This is a genomic window from Gardnerella sp. KA00390 (genome assembly GCF_049244075.1).
Taxonomy (GTDB): domain Bacteria; phylum Actinomycetota; class Actinomycetes; order Actinomycetales; family Bifidobacteriaceae; genus Bifidobacterium; species Bifidobacterium vaginale.
The window spans coordinates 1,375,546-1,394,625 of the sequence record NZ_CP058372.1; the positions used below are offsets into that span (position 1 = coordinate 1,375,546).

At 40.4% G+C, this 19,080-nt stretch carries 5 protein-coding genes; all 5 read right to left on the minus strand.

Annotated features, from left to right (window positions below):
• Nucleotides 1-64: 64 nt before the first annotated feature.
• Nucleotides 65-736 carry a GNAT family N-acetyltransferase gene (locus HXT53_RS05475; protein WP_004573806.1) on the minus strand — a complete coding sequence of 224 codons (672 nt, stop codon included), beginning with the start codon at nt 734-736 and terminating at the stop codon, nt 65-67.
• Nucleotides 737-823: 87 nt separating this feature from the next.
• Complete coding sequence (locus HXT53_RS05480) at nt 824-5,047, minus strand: UvrD-helicase domain-containing protein (protein WP_421780123.1); 4,224 nt, start codon at nt 5,045-5,047, stop codon at nt 824-826.
• Nucleotides 5,040-9,974, minus strand: coding sequence for a PD-(D/E)XK nuclease family protein (locus tag HXT53_RS05485; protein WP_421780125.1), 4,935 nt, complete (start codon nt 9,972-9,974; stop codon nt 5,040-5,042). Before HXT53_RS05485 ends, HXT53_RS05480 begins: the two co-directional genes overlap by 8 nt.
• Before the next feature lie 111 nt (nt 9,975-10,085).
• Nucleotides 10,086-10,847, minus strand: coding sequence for a hypothetical protein (locus HXT53_RS05490; protein WP_004138616.1), 762 nt, complete (start codon nt 10,845-10,847; stop codon nt 10,086-10,088).
• Between the two features lie 112 nt (nt 10,848-10,959).
• Complete coding sequence (locus HXT53_RS05495) at nt 10,960-19,002, minus strand: cell wall-binding protein (protein WP_421780127.1); 8,043 nt, start codon at nt 19,000-19,002, stop codon at nt 10,960-10,962.
• Nucleotides 19,003-19,080: the final 78 nt, after the last annotated feature.

The following is a 19,080-nucleotide window of genomic DNA, read 5'->3' on the forward strand; positions in this document are numbered from 1 at the left end:
GGACTTTATTCTTGAGCCAAATCACGCTTTGAAGGAGCTTGAAATGCGTTATGCAATTTCAAGCTCAGTCAAAGCGCTTGGTGCGGTTTACAAACGGCTCGCCCGAATATATGTACAAGTCCTCAACAAGATCTTTTACGCGGTTCGCATACTTCTCATGATCCTTTTTAGCCCACGTAGCATCTCGCCTAAGCCCGTGATAATCGTAGAAACTAACATCGCAAGCCGTATCTGTGTGCAAAAAGTAGCGATTCACTCCGCGGCTGCGCAAATGTTGCATTGTGCGCTTCCACAATCCGCCACCGACTCCGTGCCCGCGAGCGTCTGGAGAAACAATAAAAAGCTCCAACTCTGCCTGAGTCAAGTCGTTAATATGGCTCATCGCCTCTAACTTGCGCTCAATCTGGCCCATGCCAATCGCAGAATCCAACGCTTTTGCGTGCGAAGAATCGCCTTTGCTAGACATCTTTGCTTCTTGCTCTTCTAGCATCTTCTTAACTTGCTTAAACAGCACTTTATCTCCGTACACGCGCGCAAGCAAAAGTCCCATAAATTTGCCGTTTATCGTTGCAACAGTTCCAAACGTGGATGGCTCTAAATAGTGCAGCACGAATCGCCTAGAAAGATTGCGCGAAGCGTCTGCTCCAACAGCATTCGCAATCCCCCATGTGCGCTCGTATTCTTCTACGATTGCGTCAATGTCGTTAATTTTAACTGGACGAAACTCAACCGTCATTTTGTCCTTCTTTTACTTTTACTAACTTTACTTTTACTAACTTAAATCGGCTTATATTCTACTTTTAGATTATCAAAAAAGTTGATTTTAAAAAGACGCTTCACTCAAAATTTCGTCGCGCGTTTTACACAATGCGTGAATCTCGCGATTTTCCGCACGCGCCTCGCTAACGTAGTAAAGAGTGGCGTCAATGCATCTTAAATCAACGTTTGTTGCGCGCGCAAGCAGCATCCTATACCAGTCGAGCTGCTCTAGTTTTAGGCGAATATCTTCCACGCTTTTTGGCCGCTTTCCCGTCTTCCAGTCAACGATTGTGTAGAGTTTTGTAGTATCGCCAGCGTCTAATCCTCCTGCAAAAACAGCGTCCAAAGTACCGTTGATGATTCTATCTGCAAACGCAGAATCGTCGATTTGCATTAAAATCGGCATTTCTGCAGCTAGCGGCACTCGTTTTGCCCAACGCGATTCTATAAGCCGTTGCTTCCATTGATTTAATGCGCAACTTTGCGAATCTGAATCTTTGCAACTTTGATTAAAATCATCTATAACTTTTTGTCTGTTTTCAGGCGTTTTTTCTAACGATATTCCATGTTTTACAATGTTTTTCCACTCGTAGCATGCGCAAGATTCGCTCGGTGTTGCTGAGTCTACAAACTGTTGCGCCCAAGCGTGGAATTTTGTGCCTAGGTTTGCATCTATTGAAGGAATGGACGGGATTGGTCTAATGCAAGCCAATAGATTGTTGTAAACGCTTGTTTTTGCATTTTGTGCGATTTTGCTTATTTTTTGCAACGATGTTACGTTTAGTCTTGATTCGCTAGATATTTTATTCACTTTTTCGGCTAATTCTTCTAGCGAATACTCGCAGTCATTTTGTGATGTTAAGTCCGCGTCTTGTATGAAGATTTTTGCCTTGTAGAGCAACGATTTAGGGTTTGTGTTTATGGATGAATCGTATACGGATTCTAAATCAGAATCGCAGTTTTCTACGAGTTTTGCTGATTCTATTAAGGATTTTTCTATAGTACTGCTCAATGTGCAAGGCCATTTAAGTGTTGGCTCTAAACTTGATGAGTCAGACTGAGGCGCGATTTTGCTAAATTCTGCAGCAAATTCCTGAGCATCGTCTCCAGCTATAAAACCGAAAACATCCTGATTTGAAACATCCTGATTTAAGCCATTTTGACTTAAATCATATTCTTTTGATTCTTTAGATTCTGTTTTATTTTCCTCATCTGAATCACAGCGTTGTACTTCGATAGCTCCATTGAGATTTTTAATAGCATTTATTGATTCGTTAAGAAACACTGACGCACTGCGCTTTCTGCCACTTTGAGCGCTATCTCCAGATGTAGCTGATCCTGTTAAAAGAGCAGCGAACTTTGCGCGCGTAAGAGCAACATACATAAGGTGACGCTCATCCATGTGAAGCTGAATTCCGCGCTCCTCACTTTGCGTAAATGGCATAAAATCAACGTTTTGCTGGGATTTATACGAATTGTAAACGCGCTTTGTTTCTTCACTCAAAAAATCGCCAGAATCCGAAGAATCGCAAGAATCTACTTCTTTAACAGCCTCCGCAAAATCGCACAAAGCTTTGATTCTATCTGGCTTAATCTCGTCAAAAATCTTTTGCACACTATCTAAACTTTGCATTGCTTTTTCTGGGTGCATTGCCTCAGTGCGCGTGACTGTATGCGGAAAATGCGGCAAAATGTTGGCATCCACGCGCAATGCGCAAGGCACGCTTGCACCAAACTCAATCGGTATGCGAGCGCTTGCTTGCCCATTATCATCAACTTTTAGCGAATCTCCTTGATTACTTGGAAAAGCGCCCTCATTTAGACCAACTACAGCAACAGCAGGCCATTGCAAACCTTTGGATTGGTGAACTGTCATTAGCACGACTTGCGCTGGTTCTGTTTGAGACGAAGATGAAACAGAGGATCCTGACTGAGAATCAAGATTTTTTGCTGAGTCAATCCAGCTTATTAGTCCGCGTAAACTTACGTCCTGCCACTCGCCCATTTCCTGAATATATGTTTCTACAATTGCATTTAGCGAATCTAACACACTACGCATGTCGTCCAGCATGATTTGGTTGCTAAAATCCTTGTATTTTAAGGCAGACCCCACTGCTGTATCTATGTCTACATTAAGAGCTTGAACAGCGGCTTGCATTACGTTTGTTAGCGAGTTTCTTTGTACGCCTTCTACATTATGTAGGATTTTACTGAGTCTTTTTACTGCATCAAACCCTCTAATGCTAAGTTTTTGCTGCATTTGATTAACCCACTGGTCGTTTTTTGTGGAAAAATCACGCATTATTAGGTCTGCTAAATAAACTCCGCCATAAATATTTATGACTTGCCCAGATATTTCCCCACTATTCGCCTTGTTTCTAAGATTGCGAACGGCAGAATCCCACTGACTTTTAGGAAGATCTGCTTCTAATAATCCTGCCGACGAGTAAATGTTGTAAAGATATTCCGTGTTTGCGCTATTTGCGATTGCAGCTAATGCCCCCAAATCGTCGGTAGATAGCGCAAAACGAGGTGTGGCTAGAAGTCGCATAAGTGAGTTTGAGTCGCTGTGATCTTGCACTACTTTTAGGAGGCTTAATACATCTTTAACTGCTGGCTTTTCGATTAACGATGAGTATCCTACTATGCTTGTTCTTATACCTGCTGATTCTAATTTTTCAGCATATTTTGGCATATTTGCTTTACTTCTAAATAGTATTGCCAATTGTGGTTCGCGCGATACTTGAGATACTTGTGATCCTTGACTTTCCTGCTTTTCCTGCTTTTCTATAATTTTTTGCGCAAATCGCACTACTGCGTCGATTTCTTCTGCCTGAGATGGCATAAATAGCGCTGCAATCGTGCCATTTGGCGCATCCTCTTTTGGCTTTAAGGTTTCTACTTGCACTTCGCGATCGTCAATGCTGCTAAATCTACGACTTGCGTTTTGCGTTGAATTATCGCCATTTTCTCCGCGCATCGGCTCAGTTAGTGCGTTTGCAACTTTTAGTATAAACAGCGAGTTTCTGCGTGTAACAGTTAGTGAATATTTGTTTTGTTTGTTTATATTAAAGTCTTGTTCAAATTTGCAGAAAGCTCCTGTAGACGCTCCTCTAAACGAGTAGATTGCTTGGAATGGGTCTCCTACTGCCATAACGTGTGTACGCTTTGACGCCGCAAAATCGCCATCACTATCCGCACCATTCTCGCCACCATTCTCCGCATGAAACAGCGTGTTTATAAGCATTGATTGAGTTGTGGAAGTGTCTTGATACTCATCTAAAAGCACTTGCGAATATTGATTTTTGTACTGTGCACAAATAGATGGAAAATGTGTTACTAAATAGTAGGCTGCGATTGTAAAATCGCTAAATTGTGCCATGTTTACGCGCTTTTTTTCAGCATCAAATTGCAAAACAAGATCTAACAGTATGTCTCTTTTTACACATGAGTTGTATAGATTCACGCAGAGTTGCAAGCATGAATCATCCCAATATTTTTCGTATTTTTTACACGCTTGTTTAAATTTTTCTGAAGATGTTTTTGTAACGTCTTCCTCACTCATTCCAGCAGTTTTTTTGACTTTCCTATATTTTGGTATTGCTGGTGATTTAGCAGGTAATGGCGATTCGACTTTCTTGTTTCCTATGACATTTTTTAAGTGTTCTGCAAATTCGTTATTCCACTCTCGTATTTTTTGTACTGCTTGAGGCACACTGGAACAAGTGTTTCCTTGCGCGTCTACACCTATCATTGAGCATGATATTTCAGCACAAAGTTTCATAACATCTGAACATAACGTGTCAAAATCATATAATTTGTTTAAATTTTTATTGTGATTTTGTGGATTATCTAAATATTTTCCGATTATACTTTTTATGATTTCCATCGAGCCAGCATCGCTTAATGGCATTGTGTTTTGATTAAAGCCAACCAAAAGCCCGTATCTTCTTACGATTGATTGAAAGAACGCGTCGTACGTCATAACTTCTGGCTTTAAGAATGACTTTGCGCCATTTTCACCGCTTGCACTCACCTCTGCAGAAACGCGACTTAGCAATTCCGCAGCCGCCTTGTTTGTAAAGGTTAATCCCAATATGGATTCTGGCGGAACTTTGCTTTTAATTAAATGTATTACGCGACGAGTCATAGTGTATGTTTTGCCGCTGCCAGCTCCAGCAACTATTAGCACGTCTTGATTAATCGGCGCTTCTATAACGTTTTTTTGCTCTAAACTTGGAGCACTATTAGGTGTGGATTTTACGGCGTTAACGTTGTTATTATTCATTTTTACCTTCAATCATTTCGTAAACCGTGTCCACTTTTCCAGCGCAACCAGGACATACATCTAAACATCTGCAATGATTTTTATGGTCTGCTTTTGGCTCAACAACAAAACTGGTTGACTTAACAGCAGAAGCAGCAAAGAATACTCGAGATATCATCATAAGAGACCATTTTGTTCTCATAGGCAGGTTTACAAAATCCGACCACGCATTCTGACTCACACCGTCCGCAGGATTTTGCGCATCAATATCTGGAAGTTCGTAAAGACGATTATCATCTGCATACCTGTATCGACTTATCAGTCCTTTAGTGCTCAACGCGCCATCAGCATCAAACAAAGACGGCTGACAAATGTTTTCTGCAACACCATTATCTTGAGCAGGAGAATCTTTGTATACAACGTGAAACAGCGCACTTCGCGCGATTTTTGTATGCTTAAATTTAAGCAATTGTTTAACGTCTTCAACGTTTTCGTTACAAAACACAATCCCAAGCTGATAGCAGATAAGTTGTAAATCGTTAAACACCTGCTGCGTTTTAGGAACTTTTCCTGTTTTATAGTCGATTAAGCGAATTTGTTCCGTATTGTCATTTAACTTTCTAATTTCCATACGGTCAATTCGACCTTGAATCCTCACTCGCAAATCGCTAGACGCGCCATTTTGCCATCCGCCTACTAAGAATCCCATTATTGAATAAAGATCTTCCAAGCTTGTTTGCGTTTTAGACGCACGATTATAGGCGTTTAAAATATCGTCGAATCCAAAAGTGGCATTTATATTGCACTCGCAATAGGCATGTTCAAGATTCCCCAAATCGACGTCTGCAATTGTAGGTTTTGCAGACTTCGACCTTTCTAACGCTGGTAAAATATCAGTAACCACACCGTCTTCATCTTTTTTTGCCATAATCGGGTAGTTTGATCCAGTTAAAGAACCTACAAAATATTGAGCAATCGTATAAAGCGCTCGTCGAACATTTAAATCATTTTTTATAAAACGATATCGGTCTTTTACGTCTGAAATATTGGAATCGCTTGGGCAAATCGAATAATAATGCTCAATCATAGTGTTTGCAACATCTTCAATAGCCTTTTTTTGTAAAGCGCTTATAGATTCAAACGAAAAATCAAAGTCAGGCAATTCTCTAACTTTGTCATTTTTAACCGCAGCAAACGCTTGCAATTGTGGATATTTTTCGCGTAAATACTCGTTGTCTAAATGCTCATCTTGACTTGCCCATCTAGCAGTTTCATGAATAAGCGTGCCGAATTGTGCTGCCGTTCCTCCACGTGTAGGACCTGCAAATTTTCGCTCTAAAAGACAACAGACTGGACATGACCAAAGACTATCCACCATTGATGGAGATAGTGTGATTAAGTTTGATTTTGATTCGGTTTCAATAGATTTCTCTTCGGTCTTAGAACCGTAATTTTTACGAATAAAATCCCAATTTTCTGGATTTGCCGAATCCACTCCATTATTTTTCAAAAGATTCAACGCTGTTAAAGCATCTTTAACAGTAGGATTTCCGTCTAAGTTGTGACTATTTTCTGATTCATATATTGCACGCGCTACTTGTGTTCGCGCCGAAGCAACAAGCCCTCTAGGATCCGCATCCATTACAGCAAAATCTTCACAGAAATCAGTGTATTCACTACTTCCATCCGCATTACGCCAATATATTTCTGGCAAATAGTAGTAGAGAAAATCAGAAGGAACACAATCATCACTATTAACCGCGCTTATAAATAGATGACGGTTGGCGCGCGTAATCGCCATTAAAAAGCTTCGCTGCTCTCCAGTAAAAATCGCTTGTCTATCGTTTACGCAAATTCCATTAGGATTAGCGTATTCATCTAATAATGATGAATTTTTAGAATTATTAGATTTAAGGTTTACTGAGCCGAAAATCCTATTATTTAACACCATGTTTACTAGAGTTTCTGCCCCAAACATTGTGCTTCGAGCCGCAGTATTTGGCCAGACTCGCTGCTGTACGGCTGGAATCCACACATAATCCCAGCGAGAACCAACCGAGCCAGACGGAGTTGTGAGCGTTACAGAATCAGGAACAGGAGCAACACTGGCAAGAGAATCAGCTTCAATTTCCATTTGACGAACTTGATCAATAAACTGTGTGATTGTTGGTGCCGCTGCAGAATAGTCGCCAGCAACCGACGACTCGTAATAATCCGCACGCGAATCTATGTAATTAAACGAATTAGCATACTCAAATAATCGCATAGCAGCATCTAGTCTATCGTTTGCAAGACGACCTTCATCGTTGTTTTTAAGCGCTTGAATCTGCCACTTTTTAGCGCAATTACAAAGATTCCACGCCTGCCCAAGTATGTAACTAGCCTCGTTTGTTTCACTATTTTGAATTTTTGCTAAATCTTGTTTTAAAATCTTAGATAGTTTAGACGTGATTTTAAAAACGCGCATTAAAGTACGAAGATGAACACTGTTTGGGCGCATTTTTTGCAAAACAGAAAAAATTTCTGTAGTTTGATCAGATTGAGTTTGGTTAGCTGGTGACTTATCAGCTGGTGACTTATCCAATAAATCAGAATCGCAGGAATCAACACTAAAATCATCACAATCCATTGATTTATCAATAGCACAACTATCAATAAGCGCTTTAATTATCAGAAGATAGCAGGAATCAACACTAAATCGCGTGGAATTAGGGTTTGGATTTGAATCAAAAATACGATTGTCGAAGTTAAAATTAGCATCCAAACCATCATTCTTAGAATCAGTCTTGTTTAAAAGCTGATTTTGCAGCAAATCCCACTGTCGTATAAGAACGCTAAGAGGGGAATTTTCCTTAGATTTAACCATGTCACTAAGAGAGACAATGGAACGCATAAGCGCTTCTACAGCACTTAAATCAGCACAATTATAATTATCTGAATCTATCAGGGGACTATCCATTATGGTTTTTATGCGACTTTTCACAAAACGCGCAATCGAAGAAATAGTGCGAGTTCCTAAAGATACGTCTTTAGCTAAATTATCCACGCTATTTTGGCTAAATTGCGCCAATTCAATAAGCGCAAACAGTGCTTTTATAAACGGCTCTTCCCTGAGAGCACGAGTAACGGACGAGTATCGCACAGGAACACCATCTTTGCGAAGTCGCTCGCCGAAAGCACGAACAGTAGCATTATCGTGAGCAATCACAGCCATATTTTTCCACGGGATTTTGTGATCTAAGTGAGCGCGTTTTATTTGCCAAATAACACAATCCATTTCTTCGCGCGCAGTACGATACAAGTCGCCAGAAACCGAAGAATTTTCTGTTTCTTGCGAATTTGATTCGATTTTTTCTATAGGAAAAGCGCCTTTAACATTTGCCATCTTCCAAGCCCTTCGGGCGATAGGCATTGGCGTTGGCATAAGCGAAGGGATTGAAAGCGAAACCCTGGACGAAAAAAGACTCAGTGGAATTGAGCGACTATTTTGTTTTAGCAAATCTGAAGTATTTGAAGAATCTACATAGTCATTGGGATCATTGGGATCATTGGGATCATTGTAAGACTCAGCTACACCGTCAATCCTGTAGTCACAAATTTTAAGTACCGCTGCTTGCATAACACCATGCTGAGCAGCTTCAACCACATAATCTGGGTATGATCCACGGAAGGATTGCACAGATTCGTCTGGGTTTGCCGTTAAAACAATACGAACGCCCAAACTAGATAGAGACTCAAGAAATGCAAGTCCAGCAAGTGTTACATCATGAAAATCATCTACCACCAAAAGACGTGGAAGTGAACATTTAAGCGCAAATAATTCTTTAGAAAAATCCTTTGAAGAGTAAGCTGAATAGTCGCAAGCAACCGACGATTCTTCTGTATTATCATCATATAAACTCTTAAAAATCTCATTCAAAATTTGAACACCGTTAGCCAAAAGTTTAGAAGAATCTAATCTAAAAGCATTTGGATATTTTTTCCGCACACAATCCGCATACTGACTACGAAGTGCAAAAGCCAAATTCCATTGCACACGCAAACGATTAGCAATGCTAGAAGATTGCAAATCCGCCTGCAAAGTTGCAAGCAAATCGGAACTAGAGCCAGATTGTAAATGCGACTGAAAATTAAGGCTATTTAATATTTGCAACTCTGCAGATTCGCTTACAATTCCCATTTCGTCTAGTCGAGCGAGCATATCGCGAAGTTGATGAATGAAAGCACTATTTATTGGCAAATCCTGAGTATCTTGAGCATTATAAGCATTATGCGCATTATGAGCATTTTGTGCATTCCGATAATCTGTAGAGTCGAACGAATCCATAAGATTATCACTGTTTTGCAACTGCGATATTACGTAAATCCAAGAATCATGTGATTTATAATCACCATCTTGCAAAGATTTAGAATACTCTCCAGAAAAATAATCGTTAAAAAGCGAGCAGATTTTGCAATCACCGCTATCGCCTTGCAAAACATGATTAACATGCATTCGCACTATTTCGCGAAGAATCGCATCTTGTTCAGCGCCGTTAAGCAATTTAGGAGATGGTATTCCAAAAAGCTTATTTCGTGCGGAAATCAGGCTGAATGCAAAAGCGGAAAGAGTGCCAACTGGACGAGACTGGTATGAAACACCAAGATTGCTTATTACGTAGTTAGACATGCGTGCGGCAGTTGCACGATTCTGGGCTACGGCGATAGCAAAATCAGTGCGAATCGCATGTTTGAGTAAAAGCTGTACGGCTTCATCGTATTTAGAGTCCTGCGTATTCTTCCAATTAGCTCGCAAACCGCATAGAAGAGCGTTTAGAGCGAAACTTGACTTTCCAGAATTTGGAGCGCCAAACACCAACAAAACATTGGTGTGGCGTTCGCTGGTGTTTTTAAGACTGCCATCAAGCAACGATTGAACAGCATCTAGCGCAGAATCTTCCGTACACATAAACACAATTCTATCAACTGGCGCGAGCTATTCTTCCGCTTTTTGTAGCTCTAAACGGCAAAATTAGCAACAAAAGGCGGAAATAGCGATAGCGCAGATTAGCTGCGCTAACTATTGTTGACTAAGAAGTCGCGTAGCGCGAGCGTTTTTAATCGCAAGAAATGCTATTCCAATGCCAATAAAAATCAGCGTAAAAATGGCAAGCAAATAAACAACACCCACTCCAAGCGTTGTGGAATTAAACGTGTTTGGCGCAAAACCAAACCATCCTGCAGGAGCTTTGTAGTTCAAAAAGTTGTACGGCGCTGCCATAGCATGCTCTCCCCATCGCACGCCAGCAAACTCGCTTAAGCACACAGCGTACGCAACGTAAGTGAGCGGCGGAATCGTAGCAAAATAAACGTGAGCGCGGCTGGACTTGTACTTGTAATCAAAAAGAACAAAGTCAAAAATCGCAAGCAGCGGCGTTATAAAATGCACGCATAAGCTTGAGCACCCATTGTTCATGTACGCGCCAACAAATCCGAGCTTGTTTGTAGGAGCCAAAAAGCACAGGTACAGCGTAAAAGTGACGGCGATTGAAATCGTCATCATAAATTTAAAAATGTACCATGCGTTTGGCTTTGCATCCACCCAGGCTCCAGCGCGCTCACTCTGTTCATCGCTTTTAGATTTAAGCGCACTTCGCGTGTCTAAAATCAGCGAGCCAAGCAGCGCAACACAAATCATCAAGTTAGAAAGATTCGTAAAATACGTTAGTGCCATTGAATCCCAAGACATTGCCATTCCGTAAATGGACGAAACTATTGCAATAATTCGAATCATGGTTCTTGTAACGTAATCTTTGCGCGCCAAGACTAGTGTTTCGCTCATTCTTATCTCGCTTTCAAATAATTTTTAACTCTCATCTATGTTCTTCAATGTTTTACATAAATAAGATTTACTATACTTGACTCCGATTTAGGAATAGCAAAACGTGCAAAATTTAATGGCGATTTTTGTAGATAAGGCCAAACAATCTCCTGCAGCGCAACGGTTCTGCCGAAACGTTGCAATGCTTGCTGTACGTTAACTCGCCACTAAATCCGTTTCCGCTAAGCACAGACGCCAACCATCCGCGCCTACCGAATGCGCCCGACGCGATGAAGAGTGCCATTAATATGCCGAACAGGAAGGTATACGTAATAGCAGCGTTTCCACCAGTAAACGGCAGCGGAATCGGCGACACGTTGATGCCAGTAATCTTTATGTAGCCTATGATAGGAGCTGTTTCTTTACTCTCATCATAGCCAACGCTCTTATTATCTGACTTATCTTTTGTCTGCGCGTATACGGCGTAAACAGCCGTATTGCCATGAGTGACAAGCATCTGCTGCAATTTGTCAGAATCTACACTTGCGTTTCCGCTATTATCGCGCTTCAAAATAGGCGTGCAATCTTTATCTTGAGGCTTGTTATTGTTCATCCAACGCACGCATACTTGAAGATTCTTCTCAACTACGTCTCGAGAATCAAAATCATCGCTAGCATCTACTAACAATTCTTTGCCGCCCACTTTACCGTTAGTGTCTGGATTACCTGTGAAAGTGAACTTAATGTCATTAGCACTAACCTCGTAAGGTTTAGCCATAGTCGAAGATTTAAGCGAACCTATAGATTCAGCTTTAGGCTTTATTACATCAACCGGCACTACGTATACTGGAAGAAGTGTAGGTGCAGAGGCAACATTCTTAAAATGAGTTTGTGCATTATAGCCATACGTGTTCTTTAAGCTATTCATTGCCCAACCGTTAGAAAGCGACAAAGCATAAACTGGAGCAATAGCCTTTTTAGATGTTCCTTTTATGTCATCTGCAGTTTCTATGTTCTTATGTCCGCCTAAAACTTTTTCAAGATTAAATGATTCAGAATTGACACTCGTACAATTTGGATTTGCAGTATCACCGCCCTCACACCATTTGTTCACAGTAATATCTTGAGGACTCATATTCAAATAATTATTACCCAATGTACTGTAATTCATGCCATTAGTGTTAGAAACATTTAATCCGCCACCATAGTTTCCATTACCTAATACTAAATCAGGTATATTGATATACTCATCGTTCAGCGTGAAGAAACCAGAGCCATTGCCGAATTTATCTACTCTAGTTTTGCCATCAGGGAGCTGTACCGTAACTTCCTTACTACCTTCGCCATTTTTCTTATCTGTACCACTTACAACGCGCAAAGATGGTTGAATCTTCTTAAACTCATCTTCACTCATACCAGATGGAACATTCGGCTTAAGAGTGAGAGCATTCTGTAATTGGTTTAAATCGATGCGCTTGTCTTTCGTACTCGCGTTATAACGGTACACAAGCGATTGATGACCAGGCGCGCCAACCAGTTCAAAGCCAGGGTCGCTAGAACGCTCACCAATATATGGCTTCTTCTTATCCCAAGTAATCGTGTAGTCAGCGGCAGAATTACTATCACTTCGCAGCTTAGCAAATCTTGTTACAATATTGCGCCTAGGCTCTGGCGTTACAGTTCTCCTACGCCATCCGCGCGTAAGTATAAACGAGTCCTGCTCGCTACCTACATTAGAGTAATTATTGCGTCCATCATCCTGTTTTTGAGGAGCAACATAGTTCCCACGTTTCCACGTAACTTTCGACTCATTTGCGGCAAGAGTATCGTCATCATCATCTAAGCTAGCGTTACTATTGTCTACACTAACACCACTTCTTGTATTAGTAGCATTATCGAGCGAATCGTTATCACCCGAGTCTAGCCATTTGCCTCCTGCATTTCCGTTGCGCAATACATGATTCACAGCACGCTTTTCGGAATCATTCAGAAGCAGTGGATGCACTTGTACTACTTTCTTATTGACTACGACTGGGAAGAATACACAGTCAGACGGTTCACTCCACACCTTTGGAGCCTTACTTTCAGGACGGCATACAGAACTTCTCTTAGAAGACAAAGAGTCAACTGATTGAACACCTCGCATGTCTTCTTCTTTTGCACTATTTGCTCCGTTTTGAGCCTGACTTACATTTTCACTACCTGAAAGCTTCTTCAAATCATTATTAACAGAAGTAGTTTCATTAGCATCATTTGCTAACTCATCCAAATTTTCGGATTTAACGCCAGGCATATCTGACCAAGGTCCGTAAGATCCAGTGCGATTCCTTGCACGCACTACGCTTCCAGGGGCTAGGAAACCTGATGGGAACAATATTGCAGTTTTATCGCCACCAAATGCTGTCTGATTTAGATCATTTGTACTTAGCCCTTCTGGGAACGTGTAGCCATCACACAAACTCCACCTATCACCTGTTTTAGCTCTACATAATGCCAATGATTCACTAATATCACTATCATCATTTATACCTGTAGTAGCATCTGCACTTCTACTGTATATTGCATTAGCACCAGCATTCCTTAGCGATACTGTATTACCAGTTTTTGCTGCAGCTTTCTTTGCGCGAGCAAAATACACTACGAGTCGAGTTGCATTATTTCCAGAAATCACAGACACCTTATTGCTGTAATTAGGAGCAGAGGCTCCTTCCCAATCATGAAGCCACACGCCTGAACCAGACAAATCATTATAGTGATTACCATCGTATGCTCGCACAACTGGAGCTTTAGCTACAGTCCAATTGAACTTGAATTTGCCTACTACTGCTTCGTCACTCTTGTTTCCAGAGTCGTCAGTTACTTGCGCAATCATCTTGAAGGTTGGAGAATTTTTAGAATCGTTTCCACGCCATTTTTCTATAAATCCGCGCAACAGTTCCTTATTTGTATTGCCTCCTGTTACAAACCTTACGCGAGGAGCTTTTTTAGTTTTCGGATCTGTTGCACCTTCTGCTTCAATGTCTATGCTCAGAGTATCCTTCAAAGCTTTGCTTACATGCGTAGTCTTATCTGCAACATTGAAATCATCATCCAGTGCAAGCAAATCTACTACGTTGAATAATCCCGACTGCTTTGTAACATCAGTCTTGTTCATATCAATAGTCGTAACAGTTCCGCAAGAATTAGCATTTGTTTTAGTAGGATTACACTCGCCAAGAAGCTTCTTACTAGGATCGTTAGCATCTTTTACTGAAATCCACGGCTTGTTCTTGTCTACTGGCACGAACCACACGTTAATTACATTTGGCGTGTGATCTTTGTCACCCTCGTCTCTGGCCTCTAATTCTCTCCACGGATTACCGTTGAAAATATATAGCTGCGCATGCAAAGGGTATTTATTACCACTTTTCTTTAGAATAGCAGCACCAATATTAGCTCCAGAATCTTGCTGATTATAATCTTCGCCACCTGGCATAACGTAACCTTGAGGCTGAACAAAATTATCTTTATCAGTAATGTTATTGGTGAATATAGTCTGACCGCCGCCAAGATTACTGTAATTAACTAAATCAACGATATTAGCCCATTCTCCGCGCGCATTATTTACTTTACGAGCGTAGCCAATTCCATCACCACGATTAGGCATGCTGTTGTATCCACCCCACAGCTTTTCTATAGTTGTCTTATTAGTAGAATTAGCATCATTAGTGTTCAATGGGTATAGTGATGGCTGTATTTGGTTTCTAAGCCATCGGCTTTTCTTTGTGCCTTGGAATAAGCTCAAAGCCTCATTCGTGTTGAAGTTTTTATTATCACCTTGGTTAATGTTGAATCTGTACACCAAATACTGTGAGCTATTTTCATCACGACCGTACCACTTAAAGCCATCGTCTGTGTTACGACCGTTTATTTTTCCACTGCCGTATGACCAATCATAATCTGCACGAATATTAACAAATCGCGTGATTTTCTTCTGCTTTGGATCAAGTACAGTTTCCTGATTTTGATCATCTTTAGTGTCATTGCCCGTACCAGTTGCTTTTACTACTTTAAAAGTCTTTTCTGAACCTGACTTACCTTGAGCTGTATTTTTAGTGTCAGGAGTTACAGAAAGGCAGATTTTATACTGCTTTGTGTTGCCTTTACAAGAATATTTATCGCTTGTGCCGCCAAGAGTTTTAGTTTCATCTTTCGACCAACCAATTTCATCTTTTCGGTATTGGAACAAACGCGGATTCTTTTGCTTAATTCTATCTATCAAACCTTGTTTTTCGGAAGGATTCAGCTCATACGGGTTCACCTGAACCATGCCATCGTCTGGCCAAGTCATATCTAATGGCAATGGGTCAGAAGATGCATTCAAAGTTGTTTGAAGCTGAGAAGCATTATTGCCAACACCCGCATAAATTCTTGAACCAATCTCTGCCAAATGCTCTGGGATAGTTATTTCACCAGTTTTTGGATCAAATGTTATATCCTTCTCATAAGGCATAAAGTTAGTAAAGTACGAATGATCAGGTTTATCATCGTTAAGCTGTTGCCAATCTTCACCTGCTTGACGAGTTAACATAATACCGTGGCATGATTTATTAGGACAATCACTAAATATTCTGAATGTATCAGTTTCTCCTACAGGCTTCTGCTTTGGCTCACCTCTTTTCCATATGCGAACAGCTAATACTGCAACTTGCTTAGATTTTGTTAAAAGATTAACTTTACCAACGTATCTACCATTTGCCTGTTTTTGCCAACGAACATTAGGAGCAGTAAACTCATCGCCAGTTATAATAAGCTTAATCTTTTTTTGAACCTTATTTCCAGCATCATCCCAAGCGTGGAACGTAAACTCTTTAACACCAGAATCATTAGATTTAAGTTCAGGACCATTTGTTTCACTTGTAGTTACATAACCTGATTGATCTGTAGCACTATCAACGCCTACAGGCTTAGATTGATCATATTTATTAAAAGCAGTTGCTTTAAATTGTTCACTTGTTGACTGTATATCTGTTTTATTGTTGTTATCTTTTACCTTTTCCTTGGTTCCCATGTACACGTGTTTATCATCGTGACCAGTTACTAGGAATCTAATTCTGCTGCCAACCGATATTTTCATACCATTTTCAGGCACAGATCTAGGCTCTCCACCATTGATGCTAACTTTTACGTCTATAGTCGGCTTCTCATCATCAACATGCGTAAACACAAGTGGTAATACGCCAGTAGACTCATCCCAATACGTTATTTTTGCGTACTTTGCAGCAACATACACTGGCTTTACTTCTGGCTGTTCACCAAATTGAAGCATAATACGATTTTCATCATTAGGATTAGTTGGGGTTGCGTATTCTTCTTTTACAGGATTTGAGAAGTAGTCTTTTGCAAGTTTCGCATATTTTGCTTTTTCGTCGCCAGTTAACTTTTGGTCAACTGTTTTACCACTAGGCGCATCATAAAGTTTCCAAATATAACGCTTTGTATCATTTAGCGGCCTAAGCTTACACTCTTGACTATCTTTATTTTTCGCAGCTGCATCCGCTTGTGCAGACTTATCTGCAGCTTTATCAGCAGCTTTGTCATCATCACCCTTGCAAGGGTCTACTACGTTTACAACTGGTACTCTTACAGCAACCTTCGTTTCCGCATCTTTCAGAGTGTTAGATTTCTTAAGCGAACCATCTGCATTTGTCCATTCAACACTATAAATGGCGCGATCTTTAATCGCCGCGTTTGCACCAGAATCTTGGCTATACAAATAACTATCGTTAAGCGGATACTCTAAACCATGAGCATCACCGGGAATTTTACCATCCTTAATAGAACCGTAGTAAACAGAGTCATCTGAATCTGAATATTTACTATAGTTTTCAAGATTATTACTACTATGCGAATCTGGCATATATAAACGCGGATTCAATGCGTGAGCAAATTCATATATTTTACCCTTGTTATCAAGATAATTTACATAATCTGCAGCTTTTCCTAAACTATCTTTAGAAGACCTATATTTTGGATTATCTTGCCACTCTTGAGTCTGCAGTGGTCTAAACACATCCGCTTGACCAATAATATCGTACTTTACTTTTTTAGCAGAACCCATTTGAAGCTTGTCATTCCAATATTGAACAGTCAAATCGTGTATGCCAAACTTTGAATCTTTTGTATTAATATTAGTGTTAGGATCTAATGGTTTTCGCCACCATCTGTTTCCACGAGCATACTTGTTTTCTGACGCATTATACTTTGGCAATAATGAAAGCTGGCCTTTAGCCCAAACTGTATTATTACCACATTGTGCTTCAGTATCTTTATCACACACTTCTTGTCTTGTAGGTTGGAATAACAAACTCGTAACATCAATATTCTTAGTATGAGCCAATAATTGACCATTATTGCTAGTAAAAGGACCTAAATGTGTACCACGAAGGAAGGAGTAATGCGGCACATTTATATCTACAAGATTAGGTATTCCATACCATTGCTGATACAAAGTAGTGTATTCGTAAGTTGTATGGCCTGATCCAATACGATAATTTGACAAAGAGTATTTAGGATTCCTACTATATGGATCGCCTAAACCGTATCTTGAAAGAGGACCATGCCAAGTATCTCCATAATAGCTTCCTGCACCATAGTAGGAAGTACTCAGTTTTCCATATTTACCATTATTCGATGTTGTATAGTGAATATGGTAGCTATAAGGTGATTTGCTCTCATCAAATTGATTACGTAATGCAAAAATCTTTGCTCGTGGCTCTTTATCAGTTCCTCGAAGCTCAGAAAAGAGGTTATCTATCAATTTTATATAAGTGTCATTAAATTTTTGAGTACCATCTGGAGGAAGACGAGTACCAGCTTTATGTTCACCTTCACTTGGGAAACCATAGTTACCAGAATGATAGCAGTCAAAGCCGTAAGAATCACATAATCCAAGTTTACGATTGCTATCATCTCTATCCCTTTGAGTTCCACCTTCAAAAACACCAACATTTTCTATAGCATTTGAATTACCAATGCGATACCACGCTTTATCAAGGGTCTCGCCATCGTTAAGTGGCTCTTTTCTAGTGCCCTCATCAATACAAAAACCGTTTGGATTAACCCAATCTTTTGCGCAACCGCGATTCTTTGCATCAAAATGCAAGCGCTCTACATACTGGTCATACTGGCCATTACTTGTGTCGAGACTCTGATCTTTAGGAACAACAAAATAGGTCAAAGCTTTAGCAGCACCATGAATGCGCGCACCCATGTTTACAAGTACATCCCAAATATATCCATTACCATCACGTTTAGGAGTACGTTTCATAAAAATGTAATCGTGAACATCGTCAAGCTGAATACGATTTAAAGAATCAACACCATTTTTATTTTTCAAATAAGCTAAGTTACGTATACGTTTTTGCAGGTATGTTCCACGCGGATATGGAGTAAAGTTTGGGTCATTATTCGTATAAATACCCTGAGGTTGATCATAACCACTATCTTCGCGCCAAGGATTATCTCCACGTTCCATATCAGCACCTTTTGACGCTCGATGACCTGTTTCATCACCATCATCTGTAATGCATTCAGAACGAGCATAATTACGATTACAGCCGGGACGAAACTCCATCCTGCTGCGATCGTAACCCATTTTGTCTCCATTTGAAGATCGTTCTGTATTATTGAATATTTCATTGGAGCGATCCATGCCAAAAGAAGTATAAGATGCACCCTGCTTAGCCATACCTTTGGCAGCGCTCATCATAGCACTGTCAATAAGTCCTTTATCAGACGCATCACCCTTAGCGGCGTTGTTAGCAAGATTATTATTTACGCTTACACCATTTTTCAGCTTTGCAAACGCATTGTTTTGCCCATCTACAAAAACTGGAGGTTGCGATGGCGCAGAAATATCGGCATTATCAGCAGCATTAGGCTTATCTGCAGATTTAGCTTTATCAGTAGACTTAGCTTTATCAGCAGCCTTACCAGCCTTTTTACCAGAATTACCAGAGATATCCGCATTCGCAGCAGTGCCACTGTCAGCAGCTACAGCAGTGTTTGCAGTTAGGCACATCGGCAGCCACATCGCCACCGAAATCAGGAAAATAAGAGCAGCCTTAGTCGCCTGCTGAGCTAAACGTCCTATCCAGACGACAACACTTAGCAAAACCGTCCAAATACTTCTCATTTGTCCACCTAAACTCTCGTGTGCTAATTTCCACATGCCAATCAATGTATTAAGTTTTAAAATCTTAAATTTTGATGT

Coding starts and splice junctions, on each gene's coding strand:
- HXT53_RS05475 (WP_004573806.1), bottom strand. CDS start 736: ATGACGGTTGAGTTTCGTCCAGTTAAAATTAACGACATTGACGCAATC.
- HXT53_RS05480 (WP_421780123.1), bottom strand. CDS start 5,047: ATGAATAATAACAACGTTAACGCCGTAAAATCCACACCTAATAGTGCT.
- HXT53_RS05485 (WP_421780125.1), bottom strand. CDS start 9,974: ATGTGTACGGAAGATTCTGCGCTAGATGCTGTTCAATCGTTGCTTGAT.
- HXT53_RS05490 (WP_004138616.1), bottom strand. CDS start 10,847: ATGAGCGAAACACTAGTCTTGGCGCGCAAAGATTACGTTACAAGAACC.
- HXT53_RS05495 (WP_421780127.1), bottom strand. CDS start 19,002: ATGAGAAGTATTTGGACGGTTTTGCTAAGTGTTGTCGTCTGGATAGGA.